Source organism: Wolbachia endosymbiont (group A) of Limnophora tigrina (genome assembly GCF_964263225.1).
Taxonomy (GTDB): Bacteria; Pseudomonadota; Alphaproteobacteria; order Rickettsiales; family Anaplasmataceae; genus Wolbachia.
Window position 1 is genome coordinate 1,293,118 of the sequence record NZ_OZ181654.1, and the last position, 21,706, is coordinate 1,314,823.

The 21,706-nt window shown below is 33.8% G+C and carries 24 protein-coding genes and 1 tRNA gene; 13 read left to right on the forward strand and 12 right to left on the reverse strand.

From position 1 onward, the window contains the following. Positions 1-4 precede the first annotated feature (4 nt). Complete coding sequence (gshB, locus tag ACE38P_RS06055; RefSeq protein ID WP_264686172.1) at positions 5-931, forward strand: glutathione synthase; 927 nt, start codon at positions 5-7, stop codon at positions 929-931. Here gshB and ACE38P_RS06060 read toward each other — a convergent pair. Further along, positions 916-1,938: a UDP-N-acetylglucosamine--N-acetylmuramyl-(pentapeptide) pyrophosphoryl-undecaprenol N-acetylglucosamine transferase gene (locus ACE38P_RS06060; RefSeq protein WP_010403780.1), complete on the reverse strand. Its 1,023-nt coding sequence runs from the start codon at positions 1,936-1,938 to the stop codon at positions 916-918. The genes gshB and ACE38P_RS06060 overlap by 16 nt on opposite strands. A 73-nt stretch (positions 1,939-2,011) precedes the next feature. On the opposite strand from ACE38P_RS06060, the gene ACE38P_RS06065 reads away from it, so the two are divergent. Next, the gene (locus ACE38P_RS06065) at positions 2,012-2,371 is read left to right on the forward strand and encodes a hypothetical protein (protein ID WP_064085903.1); all 360 of its coding nucleotides are present in this window, start codon (positions 2,012-2,014) and stop codon (positions 2,369-2,371) included. Between the two features lies 1 nt (position 2,372). Here the strand turns inward: ACE38P_RS06065 and lpdA are convergent, their stop codons facing one another. The 5 genes from lpdA to der all read right to left on the reverse strand — a co-directional run bounded on the left by lpdA (position 2,373) and on the right by der (position 8,316). Beyond that, positions 2,373-3,758: a dihydrolipoyl dehydrogenase gene (gene lpdA, locus ACE38P_RS06070; RefSeq protein WP_374699695.1), complete on the reverse strand. Its 1,386-nt coding sequence runs from the start codon at positions 3,756-3,758 to the stop codon at positions 2,373-2,375. Between the two features lie 612 nt (positions 3,759-4,370). Then, the gene (locus tag ACE38P_RS06075) at positions 4,371-5,249 is read right to left on the reverse strand and encodes an aminoglycoside phosphotransferase family protein (protein ID WP_264376007.1); all 879 of its coding nucleotides are present in this window, start codon (positions 5,247-5,249) and stop codon (positions 4,371-4,373) included. Beyond that, positions 5,237-5,728, reverse strand: coding sequence for a disulfide bond formation protein B (locus tag ACE38P_RS06080; protein ID WP_012481943.1), 492 nt, complete (start codon positions 5,726-5,728; stop codon positions 5,237-5,239). Before ACE38P_RS06080 ends, ACE38P_RS06075 begins: the two co-directional genes overlap by 13 nt. 98 nt (positions 5,729-5,826) lie before the next feature. Continuing rightward, the gene (locus ACE38P_RS06085) at positions 5,827-6,876 is read right to left on the reverse strand and encodes a hypothetical protein (protein WP_374699696.1); all 1,050 of its coding nucleotides are present in this window, start codon (positions 6,874-6,876) and stop codon (positions 5,827-5,829) included. 114 nt (positions 6,877-6,990) lie between these two features. Further along, positions 6,991-8,316: a ribosome biogenesis GTPase Der gene (gene der / locus ACE38P_RS06090; protein WP_374699697.1), complete on the reverse strand. Its 1,326-nt coding sequence runs from the start codon at positions 8,314-8,316 to the stop codon at positions 6,991-6,993. A 135-nt stretch (positions 8,317-8,451) separates the two neighbouring features. Between der and ACE38P_RS06095 the strand changes: the two genes are divergently transcribed. The 5 genes from ACE38P_RS06095 (at position 8,452) to ACE38P_RS06115 (ending at position 13,384) form a co-directional block, all read left to right on the forward strand. Continuing rightward, a complete protein-coding gene (locus ACE38P_RS06095; RefSeq protein WP_374699698.1) occupies positions 8,452-9,438 on the forward strand; it encodes a hypothetical protein in 987 nt (328 codons plus the stop codon). A 207-nt stretch (positions 9,439-9,645) separates the two neighbouring features. Beyond that, a complete protein-coding gene (locus tag ACE38P_RS06100) occupies positions 9,646-11,163 on the forward strand; it encodes an acyl-CoA carboxylase subunit beta (RefSeq protein WP_374699699.1) in 1,518 nt (505 codons plus the stop codon). Positions 11,164-11,838: 675 nt separating this feature from the next. Beyond that, on the forward strand, positions 11,839-12,276 hold the full coding sequence (locus tag ACE38P_RS06105; protein WP_374699700.1) for a hypothetical protein: 438 nt from the start codon (positions 11,839-11,841) through the stop codon (positions 12,274-12,276). Next, the gene (locus tag ACE38P_RS06110) at positions 12,273-13,064 is read left to right on the forward strand and encodes a peptidase M61 (RefSeq protein WP_374699701.1); all 792 of its coding nucleotides are present in this window, start codon (positions 12,273-12,275) and stop codon (positions 13,062-13,064) included. Before ACE38P_RS06105 ends, ACE38P_RS06110 begins: the two co-directional genes overlap by 4 nt. A 65-nt stretch (positions 13,065-13,129) precedes the next feature. Beyond that, entirely contained in the window at positions 13,130-13,384 is a 255-nt protein-coding gene (locus ACE38P_RS06115; protein ID WP_374699702.1) for a hypothetical protein, read from the forward strand. 538 nt (positions 13,385-13,922) lie between these two features. On the opposite strand, the gene ACE38P_RS06120 is transcribed toward ACE38P_RS06115, so the two are convergent. Further along, positions 13,923-13,995, reverse strand: a tRNA-Thr gene (locus ACE38P_RS06120). A 19-nt stretch (positions 13,996-14,014) separates the two neighbouring features. On the opposite strand from ACE38P_RS06120, the gene ACE38P_RS06125 reads away from it, so the two are divergent. From ACE38P_RS06125 to pdxH, 3 genes are read left to right on the forward strand one after another with little or no spacing between them, the layout of a single operon-like run. Beyond that, positions 14,015-14,158 (forward strand): hypothetical protein, encoded by a 144-nt coding sequence (locus tag ACE38P_RS06125; RefSeq protein WP_264685792.1) that lies wholly within the window; start codon positions 14,015-14,017, stop codon positions 14,156-14,158. Next, a complete protein-coding gene (gene mutM / locus ACE38P_RS06130; RefSeq protein ID WP_374699703.1) occupies positions 14,124-14,939 on the forward strand; it encodes a bifunctional DNA-formamidopyrimidine glycosylase/DNA-(apurinic or apyrimidinic site) lyase in 816 nt (271 codons plus the stop codon). Before ACE38P_RS06125 ends, mutM begins: the two co-directional genes overlap by 35 nt. Positions 14,940-14,954: 15 nt before the next feature. Next, on the forward strand, positions 14,955-15,548 hold the full coding sequence (gene pdxH / locus ACE38P_RS06135) for a pyridoxamine 5'-phosphate oxidase (protein WP_264375999.1): 594 nt from the start codon (positions 14,955-14,957) through the stop codon (positions 15,546-15,548). 106 nt (positions 15,549-15,654) lie between these two features. Here the strand turns inward: pdxH and ACE38P_RS06140 are convergent, their stop codons facing one another. From ACE38P_RS06140 to trmD, 4 genes are all read right to left on the reverse strand, one after another. Beyond that, entirely contained in the window at positions 15,655-16,452 is a 798-nt protein-coding gene (locus ACE38P_RS06140) for a phosphoribosylformylglycinamidine synthase subunit PurQ (protein ID WP_064085770.1), read from the reverse strand. After that, complete coding sequence (locus ACE38P_RS06145) at positions 16,449-17,702, reverse strand: PstA family ABC transporter permease (protein WP_374699704.1); 1,254 nt, start codon at positions 17,700-17,702, stop codon at positions 16,449-16,451. The genes ACE38P_RS06140 and ACE38P_RS06145 overlap by 4 nt, the downstream gene beginning before the upstream one ends. 253 nt (positions 17,703-17,955) lie before the next feature. Further along, a complete protein-coding gene (gene rplS / locus ACE38P_RS06150) occupies positions 17,956-18,333 on the reverse strand; it encodes a 50S ribosomal protein L19 (RefSeq protein WP_007302278.1) in 378 nt (125 codons plus the stop codon). Continuing rightward, positions 18,330-19,028, reverse strand: coding sequence for a tRNA (guanosine(37)-N1)-methyltransferase TrmD (gene trmD / locus ACE38P_RS06155; protein ID WP_010403659.1), 699 nt, complete (start codon positions 19,026-19,028; stop codon positions 18,330-18,332). The genes rplS and trmD overlap by 4 nt, the downstream gene beginning before the upstream one ends. Positions 19,029-19,102: 74 nt before the next feature. Here trmD and purC point away from each other — a divergent pair, with 74 nt between their 5' ends. Then, a complete protein-coding gene (purC, locus tag ACE38P_RS06160; protein ID WP_374699705.1) occupies positions 19,103-19,825 on the forward strand; it encodes a phosphoribosylaminoimidazolesuccinocarboxamide synthase in 723 nt (240 codons plus the stop codon). On the opposite strand, the gene purM is transcribed toward purC, so the two are convergent. Further along, a complete protein-coding gene (gene purM, locus ACE38P_RS06165; protein ID WP_374699706.1) occupies positions 19,822-20,859 on the reverse strand; it encodes a phosphoribosylformylglycinamidine cyclo-ligase in 1,038 nt (345 codons plus the stop codon). The genes purC and purM overlap by 4 nt on opposite strands. 137 nt (positions 20,860-20,996) lie before the next feature. On the opposite strand from purM, the gene ACE38P_RS06170 reads away from it, so the two are divergent. Both ACE38P_RS06170 and ACE38P_RS06175 read left to right on the forward strand, forming a co-directional pair. Beyond that, entirely contained in the window at positions 20,997-21,272 is a 276-nt protein-coding gene (locus ACE38P_RS06170) for a hypothetical protein (protein WP_012481935.1), read from the forward strand. Further along, complete coding sequence (locus ACE38P_RS06175; protein WP_125855783.1) at positions 21,257-21,622, forward strand: histidine phosphotransferase family protein; 366 nt, start codon at positions 21,257-21,259, stop codon at positions 21,620-21,622. The genes ACE38P_RS06170 and ACE38P_RS06175 overlap by 16 nt, the downstream gene beginning before the upstream one ends. Positions 21,623-21,706: the final 84 nt, after the last annotated feature.

Here is a 21,706-nt window from a genome sequence, read left to right on the forward strand (position 1 = left end):
ATAAATGAAAGTAGCTTTTCAAATGGATGAAAATATAAATTTTGAAACTGATACTACATTTGCATTAATAAAAGAAGCGCAGAGGAGAAAGCACGAAATTTTTGTCTATGTTCCTAATAATCTAGCACTCAAGTTAAATCAGTCAATTGCTCTTGCTCAGAAAGTCAGCGTTGATGATTTTGGTTTTACTTCTAAAGAAGATGTAACTATAGATTTGAATGAAATGGATATCATACTTATCAGGCAGGACCCACCTTTTGATATGCGGTACATTACAACAACCTATATCTTAGAAAAGACTACTGCGTTAGTAATAAATAATCCAACAGAAATAAGAAACTGTCCTGAAAAATTAATTACTTCACTATTTCCAGAGCTAATTCCTCCAACTTTGATCACTGAAAATATATCGATGATTAGAAATTTTTGTCACGACTATCAGGATATCATCTTGAAACCACTATATAGCTATGGAGGAAATGACGTAATAAGAATACAAGACCAAAATAGCATTCAAGTGGTAGTCGATCTCATGATTGCAAAATATGAATGTCCTGTAATTGCACAAGCATTTTGTAAAAAGATAAATACAGATAAAAGAATACTGCTACTGGATGGAAAGCCAATAGGAGTAATGAAGCGAGTTCCAAAGTCTAGCGGAGAAATCAGAACAAATATGAGGCTTGGAGCAAGTTTTGAATCTATTGAAATGAATGATAGAGACACTGAAATATGTAATAAAATCGGTCCTGAGCTAAAGAAAAGAGGGCTAATATTTGTTGGTATTGATATTATAGATGACTTCCTTCTTGAAATTAACACAACTTCGCCTACGGGAGTAGTTTATATCAATAAGTTGTATAGTAAATCACTAGAAAAAGAACTATGGGATGCATTTGAAGAAAAAGCAATTCGTCAACTAAGTTCTTGAGCTATTGCCTTAATAAATTCAGTAACTCCATTCCTTATTCTTGTTTTCTTAGTATTATTAGCCATATCACGCAATTTTTGACAATTTTGCAATAAATCAACTAGCAACTCTCCTAGATTCTTTTTCGCGTTACTATTTTGCTCAACCATTACAGCTGCTCCCGAATCTTCAATATGTTTTGCATTATAAAATTGATGGTTATCTTTTGAGTGAGGATAAGGAATATATACAGCAGGACGCTCAGCAAGAGTAATCTCTGCTATTGAAGTTGCCCCCGCTCTGCTAATTACCAAATGAGCATTGGCCAGTTTATTTTCCATATCATCGAAAAACTCACTTAACTCACAATCAATTCCTTCACTTTTGTATAGACTCTTGACCTTGTTTATATTTTTCTTTGTACATTGCTGCGTTACTCTAATCCTCTCTTTTACTTCAACAGGTAGATCACAAATTACACTGCTCACTACATCATCAAAAAAATTTGCACCCTGACTGCCTGCTATTATTAACACGTTTAAAACTGTTTCAGCTCTAGAATAGCCTTGTGCTTCTATATCGACAAAATTTCCTGTAAAAACGCATTTACTACCTTCTGCATACTTAGTCTCTGGAAAGCTAGTTGCAATTAATTTTGCACTCTTGAAAAAGAATCTATTTACTCTCCCTAAAACTGTGTTTTGTTCATGTAAAACTATAGGTATAGAAAGAATCTTTGCTGCAAGAAGAGTTGGAAAAGAAGCGTAGCTACCAAAACCAATGATTAGCTTTGGTTTTAATTTTCTCGTTTGATACAGTGCTAATACACAACTATACATTAACAAAAAGAGAAACTTCAATTTGTTGCCACTTGGCTTGCACAATGGTAAAATATAACTTTCTATATTGATGGTTTTTTGATCATTGAATAATATACAATTGTGCCCTTGTACCTTTAGTGCTTTTGCTAAGGTTATAGCTGGAAAAACATGCCCACCTGTACCGCCTGTTGCTAGAATAATAGTCATCTGTAAGTAGTAATTTGATAATAGATTGTTAATTATTTTTTAATACTTTGCATGTAAAATTTTATCAAGCTTTATGATAGTTGAGTTAAAAATGCCTAAAAATAGTGACAGTAAAAAAGAATCTAACGTAAAAAATAAGCCTCAAGAGCAAAGCAGAAGCGGAGGTTTATTAAAAAACATAATAAAAGCTCTTTTTAACTCAGTTGTTGATCTACCTCAGCAAGAACAACTCAATAAAAATATTGATAGACAACAAGGTTTAGACAGTAAAAGAAAAAGCCCAGAGGATCTTAATCAGGAAAAAAAGCTTGAAGTGAAAGAAGCAGCTGAAGGGTTAAAAGAAAAGTTAGAAAAATCTGATATTGGTAATCAATCTATTAGAATTGAATCGCCTAATCAGGATACTTGTAGCTCCAAAACGATAGAACGTTAGTTCAACTATTCAGCGATTCACCATCTGCAGCAAGTACTGACTCATGTATCATCTCTGAAATGGTTGGATGAGGAAAAATCGTAGATTTTATGTCGAAGTCTGTTCCTTCTAGTTGCTTTGCAAGAGCAAAATTGCTAATTAACTCTGTTACTTCCGCACCTATCATGTGGCTACCCAGAAGTTCGCCTGTTTTTTTGTCTATAATTGTTTTCACTAAACCTTCAGTTTCACTTAGTGCAATAGATTTACCATTAAAGTTGGAGTGAAATTTTCCTACTTTTATATCGTATCCACTTTTTATTGCCTGTTCCTCAGTAAGGCCAACGCTTGCTACTTGCGGATGAGAGTAAGTGCAATTTGGTATGCACTCTTTTTTTAACTTATGAGCATTTTTACCGGCAATTTTCTCAACACAGATTACAGCTTCATGACTTGCTTTATGCGCTAAACATGGGGGACCAGCTACATCACCTATTGCATACACACTTGATTCACTTGTTTCATACCACTCATTCGTTTCAATGAAACCAGAAGGACTCAACTTAATTTTTGTATTTTCTAAACCTATATTTTCAGTGTTTGCTTGCACGCCAACTGCAACAATCACCCTATCAAATTCTTTGCTCTCACCACTACTTAGTAACACTTGAGCAAAGTCTTTATTTTTAGTCAAAGCTTTTACGCTACTGTTTGTATATATTTTTATCCTTTGTTTTGTGAATATTTCTTGTGCTAAATTTGAAATATCTTTATCTTCCAGCGGCAAAATAGTGTCTTTTACTTCTATAATTGTTACATCAACTCCCAAAGTACTATAAAAACTTGCAAATTCTATTCCTATTGCACCAGAACCTATGATTAGTAGAGATTTTGGTAACTTCTTTGGAGTCATAGCGTGCTGCGCATTCCATATTAAATCTCCATCTACTTCGATTCCAGGAAGATTTCTTGCCCTTACACCTGTTGCTAAAATGATATGCTTAGAAGAAATTTCCTCCTCCTTCTTATCATTAAGAATTTTTACAACATAGTTACCTGCAAGTTTACCGAAGCCTTGATGGACTTTGATGTTATTTTTTTTCATCAAATACTCAACACCACTTGATAGCTTGCCAACAACGTTCCTTGAATATTTCACCATTGATTGTATATCAAAACTTGCATCCTTTACTTTTATGCCAAATTCTTCTGATCTTCTTATTAATCTATAAATTTCAGATGCTCTAAGTAGCGATTTTGTTGGTATACACCCCCAGTTTAAGCATATACCACCCAAATTTTCTTCCTTTTCAACAATTGCAGTTTTAAACCCAAGCTGCGCCGCTCTAATTGCTGCTATATAACCACCAGGACCGCTGCCTATAACTGTAATATCATACTCATTCATCAGTTTTCTTCGTATGCAAAAGACTATATATAACAGATGGAACCCGTATGATCAATGCTCAGGTGCATAGAAGCGGCTTGACAAACCTTCCCACTTTTCTTCTTATATCAATAAGAGTATTTATCCTTGTTTTTAATCTCTGCAGATTTAACAACAAAATTCAGTAAAAAACTCAGATATTTATTGGCAAATTACATAAAATTATAGCGGCTGCATGTTTTTTAAATTTTTTCTACTTCAGCCAAAACACGCTTGTTAGCACATTATCAATTTACATTATTAAAACTCACTACTGGGGGATTCTTTTGCCTTTTTTCTATTTGGTAAATTTCTTAATATTTGTAGCTAAAATTTCAGGATGTCATTCCAGCACTTCTTATTACCTGTTCTGGATCCCAGTATCTGGGCACTGGGATGACAAAAACATAAGATGACACCGAAGGGGCTACTCGCATCTTTTTAGCCCAAATCACAATGTTCGTACAGCTGTGACTAGTATGACACCTTCCTTATACAAAAAATTTTTTGATAAAAAAACTGGATTTCAATACTGAGATTACATCCTTTCTAGTGGAGATTGCTCTCAAATCACAATGTTCATACAAATATACTTTATGAATTGCGTTTATAATCTCTAAACACTTCATTAATAGTGTGCCAAGCTTCGACAGCGTTCGTGTTTGTGGTAATATCAGCAAGAGCCTTCCATAAAGCCCAGGCACGGCCACGAGTCCAAGTGCTAGCATCCAACGGAAGCATTGCACGGAAGATTTTTCGGCTTTCTCCTCTAAGCAGCGTCCAAGCAATCATTAGATCGCAAGCGGGATCGCCGATCCCCAATCCTCCAAAATCAATGACGGCACTCAATTTTCCTTCTTGCACCAATAGGTTGCCAGCGCTAACGTCACCATGGACCCACACTGGCAAACCTTTCCAAGCGCTTGCTAGCGCTGCTTCCCAGAGCTCGATTGCAGCATTGGCATCTATTCTATCTTTTAGAACGGCAATTGCTTGCTTTGTCTCAGCATTATAGGTTGTTAGTACCCCTCCACGATAGAAATTATGTGGTCCGGGAAGAGGCCCATCTGTAGTATCTATGCGTTGTAAAGCAGCGAGAAATTGAGCAAGGCTGGTTGCAAAGTCATTCAGATCTGCTATGTGCACAGATGCAGCGGTGTTGCCATCAATCCATTGGTAAATAGACCATTGCCATGGGTAACCCTCACACGACTCTCCCATTGCCAAAGGCTTTGGAATTGAAAGTGGCAGTAAAGGTGCCAACCTGGGTAACCACTTTTGTTCCTTTTCCACCTGCATTGCATACTTTGCAGCGCTTGGCATACGCACAAGCATGTGATCACCCAGACGAAATGTTCTATTGTCCCATCCACCGGGCACGATTTGGCAGATAGACAGATCTTTAAATTGCGGAAACTGGGTGACAACTAAGCGGTGTACAAATGCAGCATCTACTCTTGCTACTTTTTGCACCAATTGTGCCTTAAATTTCTTTCTTTACAATATATCCTACCTGATACAAACAGGGCTACTATAAGATAAATAAGATTCCATGTTGCTAATGAAACACCAAAAATATAATGAGGCCTGTCACAAGACGGAGAGTAGTTAGGGTTTAATAGATTATTTCTTAGCTCTTCTATGCTAACGTTACCACTTGCTTGCTCTGTACAGCCTAAAACATCATGAAATAAGTGGAGTTCAAGACCTACATGATAAAAAGATATTATTGCACCAATGAGATAGCTGCAAAACATCGCATAGATTAGGATTTTGTTGTCTTTGAACATGTACGCAACTGCAAGTAGCCCTGTAACATAGTAAACTACTCGCTCGTATATGCATAACTTGCATGGTAGCATATTGAAGAAATACTCTAGCACATATGCAAAAATCAGAGCAGCGGCACTTGACAGCAAAAAGATTGTAGAACTGTTATTTATATCTGACATAATTAACGAATTACCACAACAACCGAAAAAGTCAACTTTTGTTTAATAATGTTCTATATAATTATAAAGCGACACATATCACTCTATAACTTTTTTATCTAGCCTCTATGCATGTATTCACAGCTAGATACTGATTTAGTTTGCATACTAGTTACAACCCTAGTATCACTATCTATTCTTGCAATCTCTTCTTTAGTATACAATTCATCCTTGTTTTTCGTCCAGCTATTGTCATATTGAATATCAACTTCTCCTCCATTGGTTTTAAACCCAAATGTTTCTTGCATAAGCAATCTTGCTTCTTCCAAACGTCTATTGTAACGTTTGTTAGAATCTTGATAGCTAGATATAAGAAGAAGAACGTCATTAGAAAGAGTGAAATATACTATCTCTTCCATAATTTTGTAAATCTCATGTTCTGATAACTTAAACAAAGGATAATCTTTTTGAAACTTATTCTTTACTTCATTGTAAATTTCCATAATTTTTACTCTACCAGCATCGCTTAGAGCAATGATAGCATTTTCAATACTTGCTATACCATCATAGTCATAACCTTTTCTGTCATTTTCAGCAACCAAAAAGCCATGCACAGCCTGAATCTCACCAACTTTCTTATCTTCTTTAGGTAAGATATCAAAATCAAAATAGATCATAGGAGACTTCAGTGCTAACAACATAAATATACGCATACTGTCTATCTCAACACCAAAAGATAATCTTTTACTTTCTGGAATAGAGTATAGATCTTTGAAATATTGAGATACATTGTATAAAGGACATTTAGATAGTTCTGTTTTCTTATTTGGTTGTAAGTGAAAGCTGAATTCATACTCTCCTAAATCCAGCTCATTAAAATCTATAAGTTCTATATTTTTGTTTGGGTTAAATTTTCTGTTTGATATTTTATTCTCCAACTCTTTACGTTGCGTAGGAGTAAAACCAGATCCATTTATTACTAACTTCACTACACGCGTATCTTCTCTTTTTGCCCATTCGCTCAATCTCTCCAAATATTTTTCTGGAATCAGGTATCCATATTGCCTTGGAAGCCACTGAAATACTAAAGGTGTATCAACCGTGAAAGTATGTGGAGATCCAGGCCTTAAATCTTGTCCTTTATAATTCATAGCAAAAGTACTAAACAAGTTAATACTTTACTATATAATATTAATTTATCAACTACTTATTTAAGTAATATTATTTACTTATTAAGAATATTAATAAGATAAAAAACTATATTATTAATAAAACAAGATTACCTACTTTACATAGGGATTCTTATTCTTTTTCAAAAGCAATCTGACTGGTACGCCTTCAACAAAGAAGTTTTTTCTAAGACCATTAGTCAAATAACGTTTATAACTCTCATCAACACTTTCCGGGACGTTGCATACCAAAGAAAAAGCTGGAGGTTTGGTGCCAATTTGAGCAATATACTTCATTTTAATCTCTCTACCTTTTATAAGTGGGTGAGAATGTTTTTCCACAGCATCTATTAGCCAATTATTCAGTTTTGCAGTGCTGATCTTCTTGTTTAAGGATTCACTCACTTCAAGACACTTATCTATCACATCACCACAGCGCATACCTTTCAATGCAGAAATTGTTACAGTTGGCACTTCCAAAAATAACCGAGTCACTTCCTGTTGTTTGACAAATTTTATTAACTTACTTCTGTCATCCTTACCTATTAAATCCCACTTATTTAAAACAATGATAATTCCCTTCCCCCCTTTAATTGCAGCTTCAGCAATTGATAAATCCTGCTGCTCAACGCCAAGCAAGGAATCTAGCATTAAAATCACTACATGAGAGCGCTTTATTGACTCTATACTTTTTTCAACAAATCTTGATTCTAAGTTATCAACAACATTTGCCTTTCTGCGGATTCCCGCAGTATCGATGAGAGTGATTAATTTCCCATTATGGTCGTATGAAATATCCACAGAGTCACGCGTGGTACCAGGTTTTGAGCTTACTATTAGTCTATTTTCTGCAAGTAAACTGTTTAAAAAAGTTGATTTTCCAACGTTTGGGCGACCGATGATTGCAATCCTCAGTCTAATGGACTCACTTTCAGGCAGCTCAGTTTTTTTGTTAAAATCTTCAATAACACCAGCTAATACATCATAAAGATCAATCATACCAAGATTATGTTCGGCTGAGATATACACCGGACCTATGAAGTTGAAGAACTGCAAATAATCAACATTTTCCGATTTATGACTTTCGCATTTGTTTGCTATTAGTATTACAGGTTTGTTCGTTTTTCTCTTCAGCCACTTTGCAAACTCTTTGTTCTGCTCGTTTTGCACTTTTGCATCAACAAGAAAAAAAATTACATCTGCGCTTAATAAAGAAAACTCTATTTGTTCAATAACTTGTAGTGAAAAACTGGTTTGGTCATTCCATCCTCCTGTATCTATAACTTTAAACTCTAAATCACTAATTCTTCCAATTCCTTCACGCCTATCTCTCGTTACTCCTGGAATGTCACTAACTACCGCTGCTTTTCTTCTTACTAGCCTATTAAATAGAGTTGACTTGCCTGCATTTGGAAGGCCTATTATAGCTATTTTCAGCATAGTTTAAGAGCATGTTTTATACATAGTTGATTATAATCAAAATTTTTCACTTTAACTATTGACTTAATAGATTATGTGCTTATCCTAAGGTTAGTATGTTTTATATTAAATTTATTATGTAAAATGGGGGTAGTTATGCTAATACCAGAAAAAATATCAAGTGCAAATAAAGAGCAACATAAAGGGTCTTTGGAAGAGATAGGTTATCCAGAAGAAATAAGTGCTTTTATTGACGAACATGAGCGAAAAAATATTTTAGATATATCGCGAGAGTTTCATAATGCTCATAACATATATAATGATTCAGAAGACTTGCCTATTGATCAGGCTGTGGCAGAGATTGCAAATAGATTTCTAGAATCTATAAGAGATGCAAAAAAGAAAAAGGTTATACTGAGTGTTCCATTTGATCCCCAAAGAGGATCAGCAATACTAGATAGCTTGATATGTAGACTTAACCATCTCATACACAAGGATGACAATATTAAGGGGAATGACAAAGATAAATTAAAGCCTATTTGGGAAGAAGTGTGTGATCTCGTTTCAAAAGGTAATTATGTAAGTGAGAGAGTGTTAAAATTATTGCCAGAAGATGTAATTGAAAGATGTGAAGATTACTTATCAAACCTAGAGAAAATTGCAAGTGAAAGTATTGATAATGGTGAAATAAACAAAGTTGCAGTAAAAAGAGACAATCAATGCTATTTTATAAAGTATCCAGCAGGGTGTACTATCATTCCTACAAAGTTGCTGAACCATCTAGAACTTCAAGATTTAGACGGAGCGCTAAAAATCGGAGATGGTATAATTCGAATAAAAGATGGAAAATATCATGATATAAAAGGCAGCGTAATAATGACCTTTACCTTTTACGATGAAACAGTTGAAATGGTTTTATCCTCAAAAGATGCTTCAGGATTTGGTAAAATGATGGTCTATATGAACGACAAAAATTGTGAAATTTTCTCAAAGTACCTTAAAGAGCTAGAAGAAAAACCTCATATAAATGAGATTGTTGAAGCTGCCAAAAGCTTTGTGCAAACAAAAAGCAATACGCCTTCTTCTACTCTAGACAATACTAATCTATCTCAACGTTCTAAGGAAGTTCTAACAGTAAGCTGACAAATAAAGCATGTACACTGTTTAACAGTGTACATGCTTAGTGTTAAAAATGTTCAAATTCTAGACTATAAATCTGCTTGTGACAGTTACAGTGAATGCGTGCAGTTTCATCAATTTCGTTAGACCTTAAGAAAGTGTTTAGGTCAAAAATAGACACTTCAAAAAAGTAATGTATACTTAATTAATTGAAGAATTACTCCTCTTGATATGCAGGACTTTAAAATACTAGAAACTAAAACATTAGAAGCCGAAAAAGGAGGAGGTCCTGATAGAGTTAACAAGCAACATGAAAAAGGAAAGCTAACCGCTAGAGAAAGGCTGAGTATATTGCTCGATGAAAATTCATTTCAAGAGTATGATAAGTTTGTGAAGCATCACGCAACTGATTTTGGCATGCAAAATGCTGATTTTTTAGGTGATGGAGTTGTAATTGGCCATGGTACTATTTATGGCAGAAAAGTTTTTGTTTATTCTCAGGATTTCACTGTCTTTGGTGGATCACTTGGTGCATCACATGCAAAAAAAATATGCAAAATTATGGATATGGCAATTAATGCCAGAATTCCAATTATCGGACTAAACGATTCTGGTGGAGCCAGAATCCAAGAAGGAGTAAATTCCCTTGCTGGTTACGGAGAAATTTTTCAAAGGAATGTAAATGCATCAGGCGTTATACCACAAATCTCTCTAATCATGGGCCCATGTGCTGGCGGTGCAGTTTACTCTCCAGCGCTAACCGATTTTATTTTCATGGTAAAAAATAGCTCATACATGTTTATAACCGGACCAGATGTAGTGAAAAAAGTTACATACGAGAACGTAAGCCACGAAGATCTCGGTGGAGCAAAAATTCATACGAGCAAAACAGGAGTAGCAGATTTTGCATTCAATAATGAAGTTGAAATGCTACTAGAAATGCGAAAATTCTTCACCTTTTTGCCAGCAAATAATCAAGAGTTGCCAAAAACTGTACCAATCTGCGACTTAATTGATGATGTTGATGAATCTTTGAACACTCTAGTTCCTAGTAATCCTAATACTCCTTATGATATGTATGAACTCATTGAAAAGGTGTGTGATGAAAGGAAATTTTTTGAACTAAAACCCGATTTTGCTCGTAACATCATAATTGGCTTTGGCAGAATTGGAGGAAATACTATTGGTGTTGTTGCAAATCAACCTATGCACCTTGCAGGATGCTTGGATATTGACTCTTCAAGAAAAGCTGCAAGGTTTGTAAGATTTTGTGACGCATTTAACATTCCCATCATCACACTTATTGATGTTCCAGGGTTTTTACCTGGCACGAATCAAGAATACAATAATATAATACAACACGGAGCGAAACTGCTTTACGCTTACGCTGAAGCGACCGTGCCGAAAATTAGCCTTATCACTAGAAAAGCGTATGGTGGTGCATATATTGTTATGAACTCAAAGCATTTAAAAGGTGATATAAATTATGCTTGGCCAACCGCTGAGATAGCTGTAATGGGCCCTGAAAGTGCAGTTGAAATTATATTTAGGCATGAAAAAGAACAGCAAACGTTAATCAAAGAATATAAAGAGAAATTTGCTAATCCATTTTTTGCTGCATCACATGGATACATTGATGACATTATAGTGCCAAGTAAAACAAGGCATCACTTTCACAAAGCATTAGAGCTACTTAAAAACAAGAAAGTAGAAAGAATATGGAAGAAGCATGATAATCTTCCTTTGTAACTTTCCTCTCAGTCTTTATTGTAAGGTCTACAGTGCCGTTACACCAAGTTGGATTACCAATAACGCTAACTTTTGGGTTCCTTTTTTCTATAATATATTCTTATAGCTAAAAAATTACTTCCGCATATTCTAAATCTGATTATAATGACAATTAGAGATACTTTTAGAGCTCAAAAATTTATCTTTGTCTGCAGACTTTTTTTTATTAAACAATCAAACTCATAAAAAAATGTAGCGTATCCTCTTCAGCGTATGTGGGTGCATACACACATACTTAATTTCTGTCGTATGTGCACTGCATTTTTTTCTAATCTTTTTTTCACAGGGGGATTTTATGTTCAGAATTCCAGATACTTGACCTTTACTTTAGCTAATAAAAACCAACTGGTACCTGCGGTTTTTATAGCCTCAAAATTTCAATCAAGCTTCAACTATCATTCAAAGAAACTTATAGTTATTCTTAGTGTTATTACTATAGTAGCAATGCTTATATATGATGATAAGAATATGGATCCTTTATAATTTTTTTCTCAGCCTTTATTATAAGGTGTTCAATAATATGGGAAGAGTAAAGTTTTAAAGAGATAATTAAAATTATCCTTATCACCTACTTAGCAATAAATTATATTTGCTTAATCGTAATTACTTACACTTCTTCAATGTCCTGTTTTATTTATGGCAAACATTAAGCTTAAAAATGTACACAGTCTATTAAATTATATTATTTGTTTTTTCCTTATATACATTCAGTATATGCATTCTGCTATTGCTTTAGATAACTCTTCATCACATTTAAAAAACTTACCTGATTTTTTACCTTTTAGAAAACCTTTTGATAATATAGAAAAAATTATTAGAACTGACAATTTTAGAAGTTTTGATCTTGATAAAAGAAATAAGCTTTATACCAATGCTCATAATAGTATCAGTCTTGTAAATATTATTAATAAAATTATCTTAGCTCAAGATAACTTATTCATACTAGAAAGTAAGCCGTATAATATAGTACTTGTTGATAATCCCAATCTTAGTAGAACTACAGGTGCTGCAGGAAAGGACTATGTAATTATTGAGGGAAGCTTAAAAAAAATATCAAAGATTATACTAGAGTGATATCACATGAATTAATTCACAGATATATAGGACATATAATAGAGCAAGACAACGATAAGAAAAATGAAACAAAATATAAGTGGTTTTTTGAAGGATTTACGGAATTTTATGGAGTGAAAACCTTACTTGACACGAAACTTATTAATAAAGATGAATATTTAGAAATAATTAATACTATTTTAAAAGAATATTTTAACTACTTGGTACTTGATATTAATTTTGAAAAGGTAGGCAAAAAACATTTACTTGATCAAAACATAAGCATGTTGAGCTATAACAAAGGTTTTATTCTTGCAATGATAATTGATGAGAAATTAAATGAGGTTAGTAATGGAGAATATAACTTATTGAATGCTATAAATAGAATAATAAATGAAACGACTTCAAAGCAAGTTAATTTTAATGTTGACTTATTTGCAAGTCATTTAAAACATTACTTACCAGAGTACCTTATAAAAGACATCATAGCCTCTATAAGAGATTCTAGCATACTTCTCAAATTACTACCCAGCAGATTACTAAATAAAAATTTAACTTTCCAAGATACTGATAAGTATAGTGATATATGCTTTAACTTAACCAGAAGTCTAGAGCTACAAAAGATACGTGGGGTTAAATTAGGTGGTGATTGCCATAATATGGGACTCAAGGATGGTCAAGAACTAAAGTGTTATAGTATTGACTTTAATAGTGGTAATATTAAGTTAAAAGTCCTTGAAAACAAGATACCGAAAGTTATACATTTGAAAGCCAACAAAATAACGAGTAGCACTCCAATATATAAATAGCTCAAATAAATGCTTGACGAAAGCTATAGTAAAGCTAGACTTCGCTATTTTAAAGCAAAGTAATTATGGTAAACAATAAAGAAAAACAAGTGGATTTATTATTAGAGCGTCTTAGCGCTAATATCGGTCAAGTTAGTAGTAGTGTCATACTTAAAAGAATAGAAAAGCTTTCAGATAATTTTCATGGTAGAAATAATCACAATAGCCATTGTCAGTTTGATAGAGATGGTGGAGGGCATGGTAATATATGCTGGGCAGATAAGATAAAAGAAGACCTGACTGAGAACTATCATAAAAAGGATAGAGAAATTTCTATATAACTTTTCATTAGAGCTATTTTACGGTAATTATTCAAGAGTTGAAGGATTTGGCAAAAGAAGTCCTTTTGTATTACCGTTAATATGTGTTTCCAATAATGGTAATCTCGGCCCACTAGATGATTTGAGAACATGTGTCCCTCATAAGTTTGTTGAATATAACATCAGCAATACTAGTTGGGCTAAGTTCTTATCAGATAAATTTTTTAACAACTTTTTGAGTGATATGGAAAATAGGCCTGATGATTGTAAGCAGTGTTGTTATGAAAATATTTGTGGTGGGGGAAGTTATGGTAACAGGTTTAACCCTGCCAACGTAAGTTTTAATAATCCTTCAGTATATTGTGAGGGATTTTTGGCAAAGGATTATACAATTTCTTTTAATGCATGGATTTTCTAAAGAAAAATTACGGCAGGTATTATTGAATAGTGATACTGAAAAAGCAGCTTAATGGTAGTGTATAAAAGGTATTTACTAGACGTTTTTCTATAATCTAATTAGCATCTAGAGGATTGACTTTATGAATATCGTCCTCTAAACTGCCGTTACCAAGATTCGAACTTGGGACCTCGTCATTACCAATGACGTACTCTACCACCTGAGCTACAACGGCAAGTTCACGTATTATGATAATGAATAACATGAAAAAAAATAAGGAAAAAGAAGAAGAGAGAAAAAGATTGGCAAAAGCTTTAAAGCAAAATATTCTAAAAAGAAAAAAACAGCAACAGAGTAGACAAGATGCCAGAACTCCCAGAAGTGGAAGTCATCTCTAATTTCTTATTTGATAAAATCAAAAATAAGAAAATAAGCAATGTGACAGTCAATAATTGTAATTTGCGTGTACCAATAACGAAGAATATTGATGATTTGCTAAAGGGCAAAGTTATAAATGATATCAAGCGTAGAGGTAAATATATAATCTCGAATATAGATGCTAGTATGGCTGTCATCATACATCTTGGCATGAGCGGAAAGCTTATATATGCTGAAGACAATCAAGCACAGAACAAACATGATCATGTGATATTCTTATTTTCTGACAACACTTCACTAATCTTTAATGACCCAAGAAGGTTTGGATTAGTGATTGTTTTAAACAGAGAGCAAGAACTAAATTTTTTTAATAACCTAGGAATAGAACCCCTCACAGATGAATTTGACGGAAATTATTTACAGAAGTTGCTAAAGAACAGAAAAGCAAATATCAAATCAGTATTAATGAATAATAAGCTAATAGTTGGCGTAGGTAACATATATGCTTCTGAGAGCTTATTTAGAGCTCGCATATCACCACTTAGGCTAGCACAAGATTTAACATATATAGAGTGCGAAAAACTTGCTATCGAAATAAAAAATACTCTGAGTGATGCAATTGCTGCTGGTGGTTCAACACTGAAAGATTATGCACAACCATCTGGATCTGCTGGATACTTTCAAAATAACTTTTACGTATATGGTAAAGTGCAAAAACCTTGCAGAATCTGCAACAATATCATAACACTTATACGACAAAATGGTCGTAGCACTTATTTTTGCAATGCATGTCAGAATTAAATTTTATTTTTGCATATGACACTCTTACCTGAAAAAGATCCTTTTGATTTGTTCTCAAAGTGGTATCAAGAAGTACTTAATTTTCCGTGTAAAGAGTCAACTGCAATGACGCTAGCAACGTGTAGCAAAGACTGCATTCCATCTGCAAGAGTGGTATTACTAAAGGAATATAGTAAAGAAGGTTTTGTGTTCTTTACTAACGTAAACAGTAGAAAAGGAAAAGAATTGACTGAGAACCCCAAAGCTGCACTCGTATTTCATTGGACAGAATTTTCTAGACAAGTACGAATTGAAGGAGAAGTTAGGCTTCTAAGCGGCAAAAAGGCTGACGAATATTTCTCCTCTCGAGCACGTGATAGTCAAATTAGCGCGTGGTGCTCAAAACAATCAAGAGTTCTGAAAAATTGGCAAGATTTTGAGCAGGCTATAGAATTGAAAGAGAAAGAATTTCACAATATACAAGTTTCTCGTCCTGACTTTTGGGTGGGATTTTGCGTAATTCCAAAGGTAATTGAATTTTGGCAAGAAGGTGAATATAGGAGACACACTAGATTTAGATATACTCTTGTTGAGAAAAGCAATTGGAAAGTGGAACAATTATATCCCTAACGTTAGAGAAAGCTACTCTGCAGATCAAAAATAAGGATTTATTGTCATAACAAGGAAAGTAACTTTTTATGGTTAAAAACTTGTTGTATGTAACGTATTGTAATACTTACGCAAAATATTTTAGTGCATTCTCAAATATGAGCATTCCATCACCATATTTTGGCATAGCCACTCCTGAACGTTTACATTTTTCTTTTTCAAGAGGCCAGTTGTCCTGCTGAGTAAAAAATATTCCTCTCTCTGGGTGAGGCATTAAAGCTAAAACTCTACCACTTTTGTCTGACAAAGCTGCCAGGTCGTATATAGATCCGTTTGGATTGTAAGGAAATTGTAAATTTGCATAGTCACCATTTTCATCAACGTAACGCAGTGCAACGGAATTATTTTCAATCAATTGATTTAAAATATCTTGATCCATAAAAAACCTGCCTTCTCCATGAGCAACAGGAAGATATAGCTCACTCAGGCCCCGTAGCCAAACAGAACTACTCTGCGGATTAACTCTCACTCTAATCCAACGACATTGGTAATTACCTATATCATTAGAGGTTAAAGCTAGATTAGAGAATTCTGGAACTAATTTTACTAATATCTGGCAACCATTACATATCCCTATAATAAGCTTATCCTGAGATAAGAAATTTTGAAATTCGTCTAACAAGTTGTTTTTTATACGCAAAGCAAATGCATTACCAGCACCAGTATCATCACCATAGGAAAAACCTCCTGGAATTGCAAGTATATTGCTTAATTTCAGTTCACTTGGATTATCTATAATATCATTAATGTGAACGATTTTTACTTCAATATTATTAATACCAAGCTTTCTGCTGCATTCCATAAATGCAAATGCAGTTTCTTTTTCGCAATTTAAGCCATAACCAGATAGGATTGTAATTTTCATGAATCAAAAAACTCGAACTTTCTTTTTACAAAATTTGCTATTAAATTCAAAGCAAATAGCATTAACAATAAAGCTATAATTGCAATGGCAGCAAGCTCAATAAATGCAATTTCAGGACTACTTGACCATATGTATATTTGTACAGGTAAAACAGTTGCCGGATCGAATAAGGATGTAGGTGTATCAGCAATAAATGCTACCATGCCTATCATAAGTAAAGGGGAAGATTCGCCTAAAATCCTTGCAATTGCAAGCACTGCACCATGTATTATCCGTGGCAACGCAATCGGTAAAGAGTGATCCAATATCACCTTGATGTGAGGTGCACCTAGCGCAAACGCTGCATCTTTTATTGCAATAGGAACGTTTGTAAAGGCATTTTTTGTTGCAATAATAATATTAGGCAGCATCATAAATGAAAGAGTCATCCCGCCAACAAGCGGTGAAGAACGGGGTAAACCAAATATGCCCAAGTAGAGAGTCAGTCCTACCACACCAAATATTATCGAAGGCACTGCAGCAAGGTTATTCATGCTAATTTCTACAATACTGGTTATTAGCCTATTTCTAGGCATAAATTCATAAAGACAGATACCTGACATAATTCCTATTGGCAATGCCAACGCTAAGCATACTATAATTGTCATTAATGAACCGATAAATGCCCCTAAAATCCCTGCATTCTCAGGCTCACAAGAATCAGACTTAAGAAACAGAGACTTATTAAAAAATTTTCTTACTCTTCCCTTCTCTTTTAACCAATCAAGTAATTTAGCATAATGATCATTCAAACATTTATTTTTATATAGTGAATTGATCACACTCGATGCGGTAAACCAAATCTCATATTCACCACTATTTTTTACTCTCTTAAGAAAAAACCTCTCTAGCTCCTTGTAAGAGTTACGACTTAAAATTTCGTCACTGTCTTTAAAGTCAATTCCTTCAAACACTTTATGTAAAGAGTTATTGAGTAGTCTAATGGACTTATATCGTAAATCACCAGGATTATTAGTTAAAATAAGATCAGCATTTATTTCAACTGGCAATAAAATTTTCGTTACTGTTAAAGCACTGTAAGAGTTAACTAATATACTTAGTAATATACATATAGGACACCCAATTGAGACAATCAGTGCTGTAAAAGAGCAAAAGCATAAAATGCTGTTCTTTTTATTTTTTCTTTTTACACGAGCATGTACGCGCTTAGATTGAAGTAACTTAAGGAAGTTTTTCTTTATTATACCCATTTACTTTTCTTTACATGAGGATTTGAAAAGACTTTCCCCTTTTTCCAGTGCTTGACACTGAGATCTAACAGGCTTTGCCTGCAAATAATTTTTATATTTTCCATGAAAGCACAAACCAAAAGGAGAATCTGGATCCCAGTGTCAAACATTGGGATGACACCACAGCAGGAGGCAAAGTACAGTTGTGCGCCACACACTGGGATAATAAGAGAGAGTTTTGAGATGATACAATTGACATCACTCCCTATTGTATCTACTTAGATTTTTTTTTAACATAAGTAGTACGTTCTTTGATCCTTGCAGCTTTCCCAAATAGCTTGCACAGATAATATAATTTTGCTCTACGGACCTTTCCCTTTCTCATCACTTGTACTGAAATTAATGCAGGAGAGTAAACAAAAAATTGTGATACTATACTTTCTCCATGACTTACCTTTCTAACTGAAAAAGAAGAGTGTAATCCACGATTTCTTTTTGATATACATACGCCCTCAAATATCTGTATACGCTCACCCGTACTATCAACTACCTTAAAAGTGACCTTCAAATCATCGCCAGGACAAAAAGCTGGCATCTCTTTGGCTAACCTTTGTATTTGTTGTTCGTTAAATTTTTCAAGTAAGTTTGTCATTTATCATCTCCATTCAACAATTCAGGTCGACGTTCCTTTGTTCTAACATATGACTGTTCCCTTCTCCAATCACTTATTTTTCTGTGATTGCCAGACAACAGAACCTTAGGAACTTTGTACCTACTCCACTGCTCAGGCCTAGTATATTGAGGATATTCAAGCATACCACCACTATAACTAAAACTTTCTTCAGCAACGCTATCGAAATTATTTACTACACCTGGAAGAAGCCTAATACATGCATCAAGAACCACCATTGCAGCTGGCTCACCTCCCGAAAGTATATAATCTCCAATACTTAACTCATAAGGAGTATACACATCAATTACTCTTTGGTCAACACCTTCAAATCGACCACACAATATTGTTACATGAGGAATTTCTGTTAGCTCCTTTGCAATGCTCTGATTAAATTTTGTACCAGATGGAGTCATATAAATAAATCTAGTATTTTTATGAGCAGAAAGCACATTATCAACTGCATTACCAATCACATCTGGGCGCATAACCATCCCTGCTCCACCTCCATATGGAACATCATCTATAGTTGAATGTTTATCTTTAGCAAAAGAACGAATATTTACTATTTCAAGATTCCATATTTTTTTTTCCAACGCTCTTCCAGCAAGAGAATAGTTCAAAAATCCGGGGAACATTTCTGGAAATATGGTTAATATTGTAACATTGAACGCCATTAAGGTTTATTTTAAGTTATTTGGGGCTATACTCTAAGAACAGTAAATTGATATGATACATAGTTAAATTAAATATGTCACTGAATAAAACGATATACGAAGGTAAAGCCAAAGTCATTATTGAAACTGAAGACTCATCAACTGTTATACAGTACTTTAAAGATGATGTTACAGCGTTCAACAAGGAAAAATATGAAATTATTGAGGGCAAAGGAATAATTAATAATCATGTTAGTGCTTTTATCATGGAAAAGCTTGAAGAAGCAGGAATTAGCACGCACTTTATAAACACTCTAAACGAAAGAGAACAGCTAGTCAAAAAACTCAAGATAATACCTCTTGAGATAGTGGTTAGAAACATTGCAGCTGGCAGCTTTTGCAAACGTTTTAATATCAAAGAAGGTGAGACACTTACATCTCCTATAATCGAGTTTTTTTACAAAAATGATGACCTAGCCGACCCAATGGTGAATGAAAATCACATACTATATTTTGGTTGGTTATCCCATAAAGAAATGGAAGAAGTTAAAACTACAACTTTAAAGGTCAACAAAATCTTAGTCGACCTATTTTCAAATGCAAATATATATTTAGTTGATCTCAAGTTAGAATTTGGCAAATTGATAAACAACAGCACTAAAATCATTTTAGCCGATGAAATCAGCCCTGATAATTGTAGGCTATGGGATAAAAATACGCATAAAAAGCTAGACAAAGATGTTTTCCGTTTAAATCTAGGAAACTTAAAGGAAGCATACTCAGAAGTTGCAACAAGACTGTTAGTAAAGTTAGACTAACTAAATACTACTCTATCAAGTGGAGGGTTACATGCCTCATCAAGTTTTCCAATAATCTCAATTTTTTCTCCACGCTTTTGGAAATGGCTTTCCACATCCTTCATATTATCGGGATCTACAATCAGTACTATACCTATGCCGCAATTAAATGTTTTTAACATTTCTCTCTTTTCTATTTTGCCTTCTTCTTTCAGCCATAAAAATATATCTGGCCATTTCCAAGAATTAATATTTATGTCTACAAATAAATTTCCTGAGAGAATTCTTGGAATATTGTCTATTAACCCGCCACCTGTTATATGCGCAATGCCTTTTACCTTTGGCATAATAGGCAACAAAGAATCAACATATATCTTTGTTGGCTTAAGTAATATTTCACCCCAAGATCTATTATTCCATGGAGATATATCATTATAATTTATACCTAAGCTTTTAAAAATATGGCGCACCAAAGAAAATCCATTTGAGTGAATTCCATTTGATTCTAAACCAACTACGCAGTCACCTGCTTTCATTATACTACAATTTGGAAGAATTTGCTTTCGATCAACAACACCAACCACAAACCCTGCAAGGTCATAGTGATTGTTACCATACATTCCAGGCATTTCTGCAGTTTCTCCACCAACTAATGCTATTTTAGATTCCTTGCATCCTTCTGCAATGCCCTGGATTACAGACAATAAAACGTTTTTGTTTAAAACGCCTGTTGCAAAGTAATCAAGGAAAAATAAAGGTGTTGCTCCTTGTGCAAGTAAATCATTTACACACATTGCAACTAAGTCTATACCTATAGTATCATGCTTATTCACCTCTTGAGCTATTAATAGTTTTGTGCCCACTCCATCAGTTGAGGAAACAAGTACTGGATGGTCGTATTTCTTACTCAGCGAAGAAAAGTCAAACAATGCAGAAAATGATCCTACTTCACTAATTACTTCTTCTCCTTTAGTCTTTTCAATAATAGGTTTAACTTTTTTTATTAGTTCATTATATAGTTTAAGGTCTATTCCAGATTTAGCATAAGTATTCATAACGCCTTCATAAATCTTATAATTATTAATACTACATTAATGCTTTGACACAAAAAGCGCAACGAAACTTTCTCTTAAATTGACTACTACATGCCTACCAATATAGGGTTAACTTAAATCATTTATACTTTTATCCAATGAATAAAAACATAATGTTAATAACAGAGTGCCTATCAGGACGAATTCTTCATGATTTTGCTAGTTCTATGCAAGGAATAGTGGGTGGATTGGAAGAGCTTGAAGAAAACAACCCTAATATGCAAAACGAAGCATTGTCATTGCTTAAAGAAAGCTCCGATGATTTAATATATAAATATAAAGTTATGAAGCAAGCGTATTCTCATTCATCAGATAATTGCAGCTTTGTTAAGACTAAATCCAATATAGAAAATTATTTATTAAAAAAAAAGTAAAGCTTCAGTGGAGAGTAAGTGAATGTCCTACAGAAAACTTAATTGAAAAAATAAATAAGATAATTTCCAATATGGTGATAACTATAATCAGTGCAGTGGCACAAATTGAATTAGTGTCTATTTTACTGACTAAAACAGAAGATAAAACACTACTCACTATAAAAGTAGTAAATGAACATAAATCAATAAGTACATTATTAGTGAGCAAATTAACAAAAAAAAATGATATTCGTTTGGATACAAAAGACATTATTATCTATATGACTTCTTTACTGTTAGAACAGTATAACACTAAAATCAATTGCACTTGTGAAAGTAATTCACTGAATATAGGCTTAACTATAACTTGAGATGGCTTCATATTTCATAAAAAGGAATCGATACTATAAATTTGAATCTTGGATAAGGAAAGGAAAAATTTTGTGGAGTAACCT

Bases quoted from the DNA above. Each gene is read 5' to 3' on its own strand.
- ACE38P_RS06105 (WP_374699700.1), top strand. From the start codon at position 11,839: ATGGCAAACATTAAGCTTAAAAATGTACACAGTCTATTAAATTATATT.
- ACE38P_RS06170 (WP_012481935.1), top strand. From the start codon at position 20,997: ATGAATAAAAACATAATGTTAATAACAGAGTGCCTATCAGGACGAATT.
- ACE38P_RS06100 (WP_374699699.1), top strand. From the start codon at position 9,646: ATGCAGGACTTTAAAATACTAGAAACTAAAACATTAGAAGCCGAAAAA.
- purM (WP_374699706.1), bottom strand. From the start codon at position 20,859: ATGAATACTTATGCTAAATCTGGAATAGACCTTAAACTATATAATGAA.
- lpdA (WP_374699695.1), bottom strand. From the start codon at position 3,758: ATGAATGAGTATGATATTACAGTTATAGGCAGCGGTCCTGGTGGTTAT.
- purC (WP_374699705.1), top strand. From the start codon at position 19,103: ATGTCACTGAATAAAACGATATACGAAGGTAAAGCCAAAGTCATTATT.
- rplS (WP_007302278.1), bottom strand. From the start codon at position 18,333: ATGACAAACTTACTTGAAAAATTTAACGAACAACAAATACAAAGGTTA.
- ACE38P_RS06060 (WP_010403780.1), bottom strand. From the start codon at position 1,938: ATGACTATTATTCTAGCAACAGGCGGTACAGGTGGGCATGTTTTTCCA.
- ACE38P_RS06115 (WP_374699702.1), top strand. From the start codon at position 13,130: ATGGTAAACAATAAAGAAAAACAAGTGGATTTATTATTAGAGCGTCTT.
- gshB (WP_264686172.1), top strand. From the start codon at position 5: ATGAAAGTAGCTTTTCAAATGGATGAAAATATAAATTTTGAAACTGAT.
- ACE38P_RS06145 (WP_374699704.1), bottom strand. From the start codon at position 17,702: ATGGGTATAATAAAGAAAAACTTCCTTAAGTTACTTCAATCTAAGCGC.
- ACE38P_RS06080 (WP_012481943.1), bottom strand. From the start codon at position 5,728: ATGTCAGATATAAATAACAGTTCTACAATCTTTTTGCTGTCAAGTGCC.
- mutM (WP_374699703.1), top strand. From the start codon at position 14,124: ATGCCAGAACTCCCAGAAGTGGAAGTCATCTCTAATTTCTTATTTGAT.
- pdxH (WP_264375999.1), top strand. From the start codon at position 14,955: ATGACACTCTTACCTGAAAAAGATCCTTTTGATTTGTTCTCAAAGTGG.
- ACE38P_RS06140 (WP_064085770.1), bottom strand. From the start codon at position 16,452: ATGAAAATTACAATCCTATCTGGTTATGGCTTAAATTGCGAAAAAGAA.
- der (WP_374699697.1), bottom strand. From the start codon at position 8,316: ATGCTGAAAATAGCTATAATAGGCCTTCCAAATGCAGGCAAGTCAACT.
- ACE38P_RS06065 (WP_064085903.1), top strand. From the start codon at position 2,012: ATGATAGTTGAGTTAAAAATGCCTAAAAATAGTGACAGTAAAAAAGAA.
- ACE38P_RS06125 (WP_264685792.1), top strand. From the start codon at position 14,015: ATGAATAACATGAAAAAAAATAAGGAAAAAGAAGAAGAGAGAAAAAGA.
- ACE38P_RS06095 (WP_374699698.1), top strand. From the start codon at position 8,452: ATGCTAATACCAGAAAAAATATCAAGTGCAAATAAAGAGCAACATAAA.
- trmD (WP_010403659.1), bottom strand. From the start codon at position 19,028: ATGGCGTTCAATGTTACAATATTAACCATATTTCCAGAAATGTTCCCC.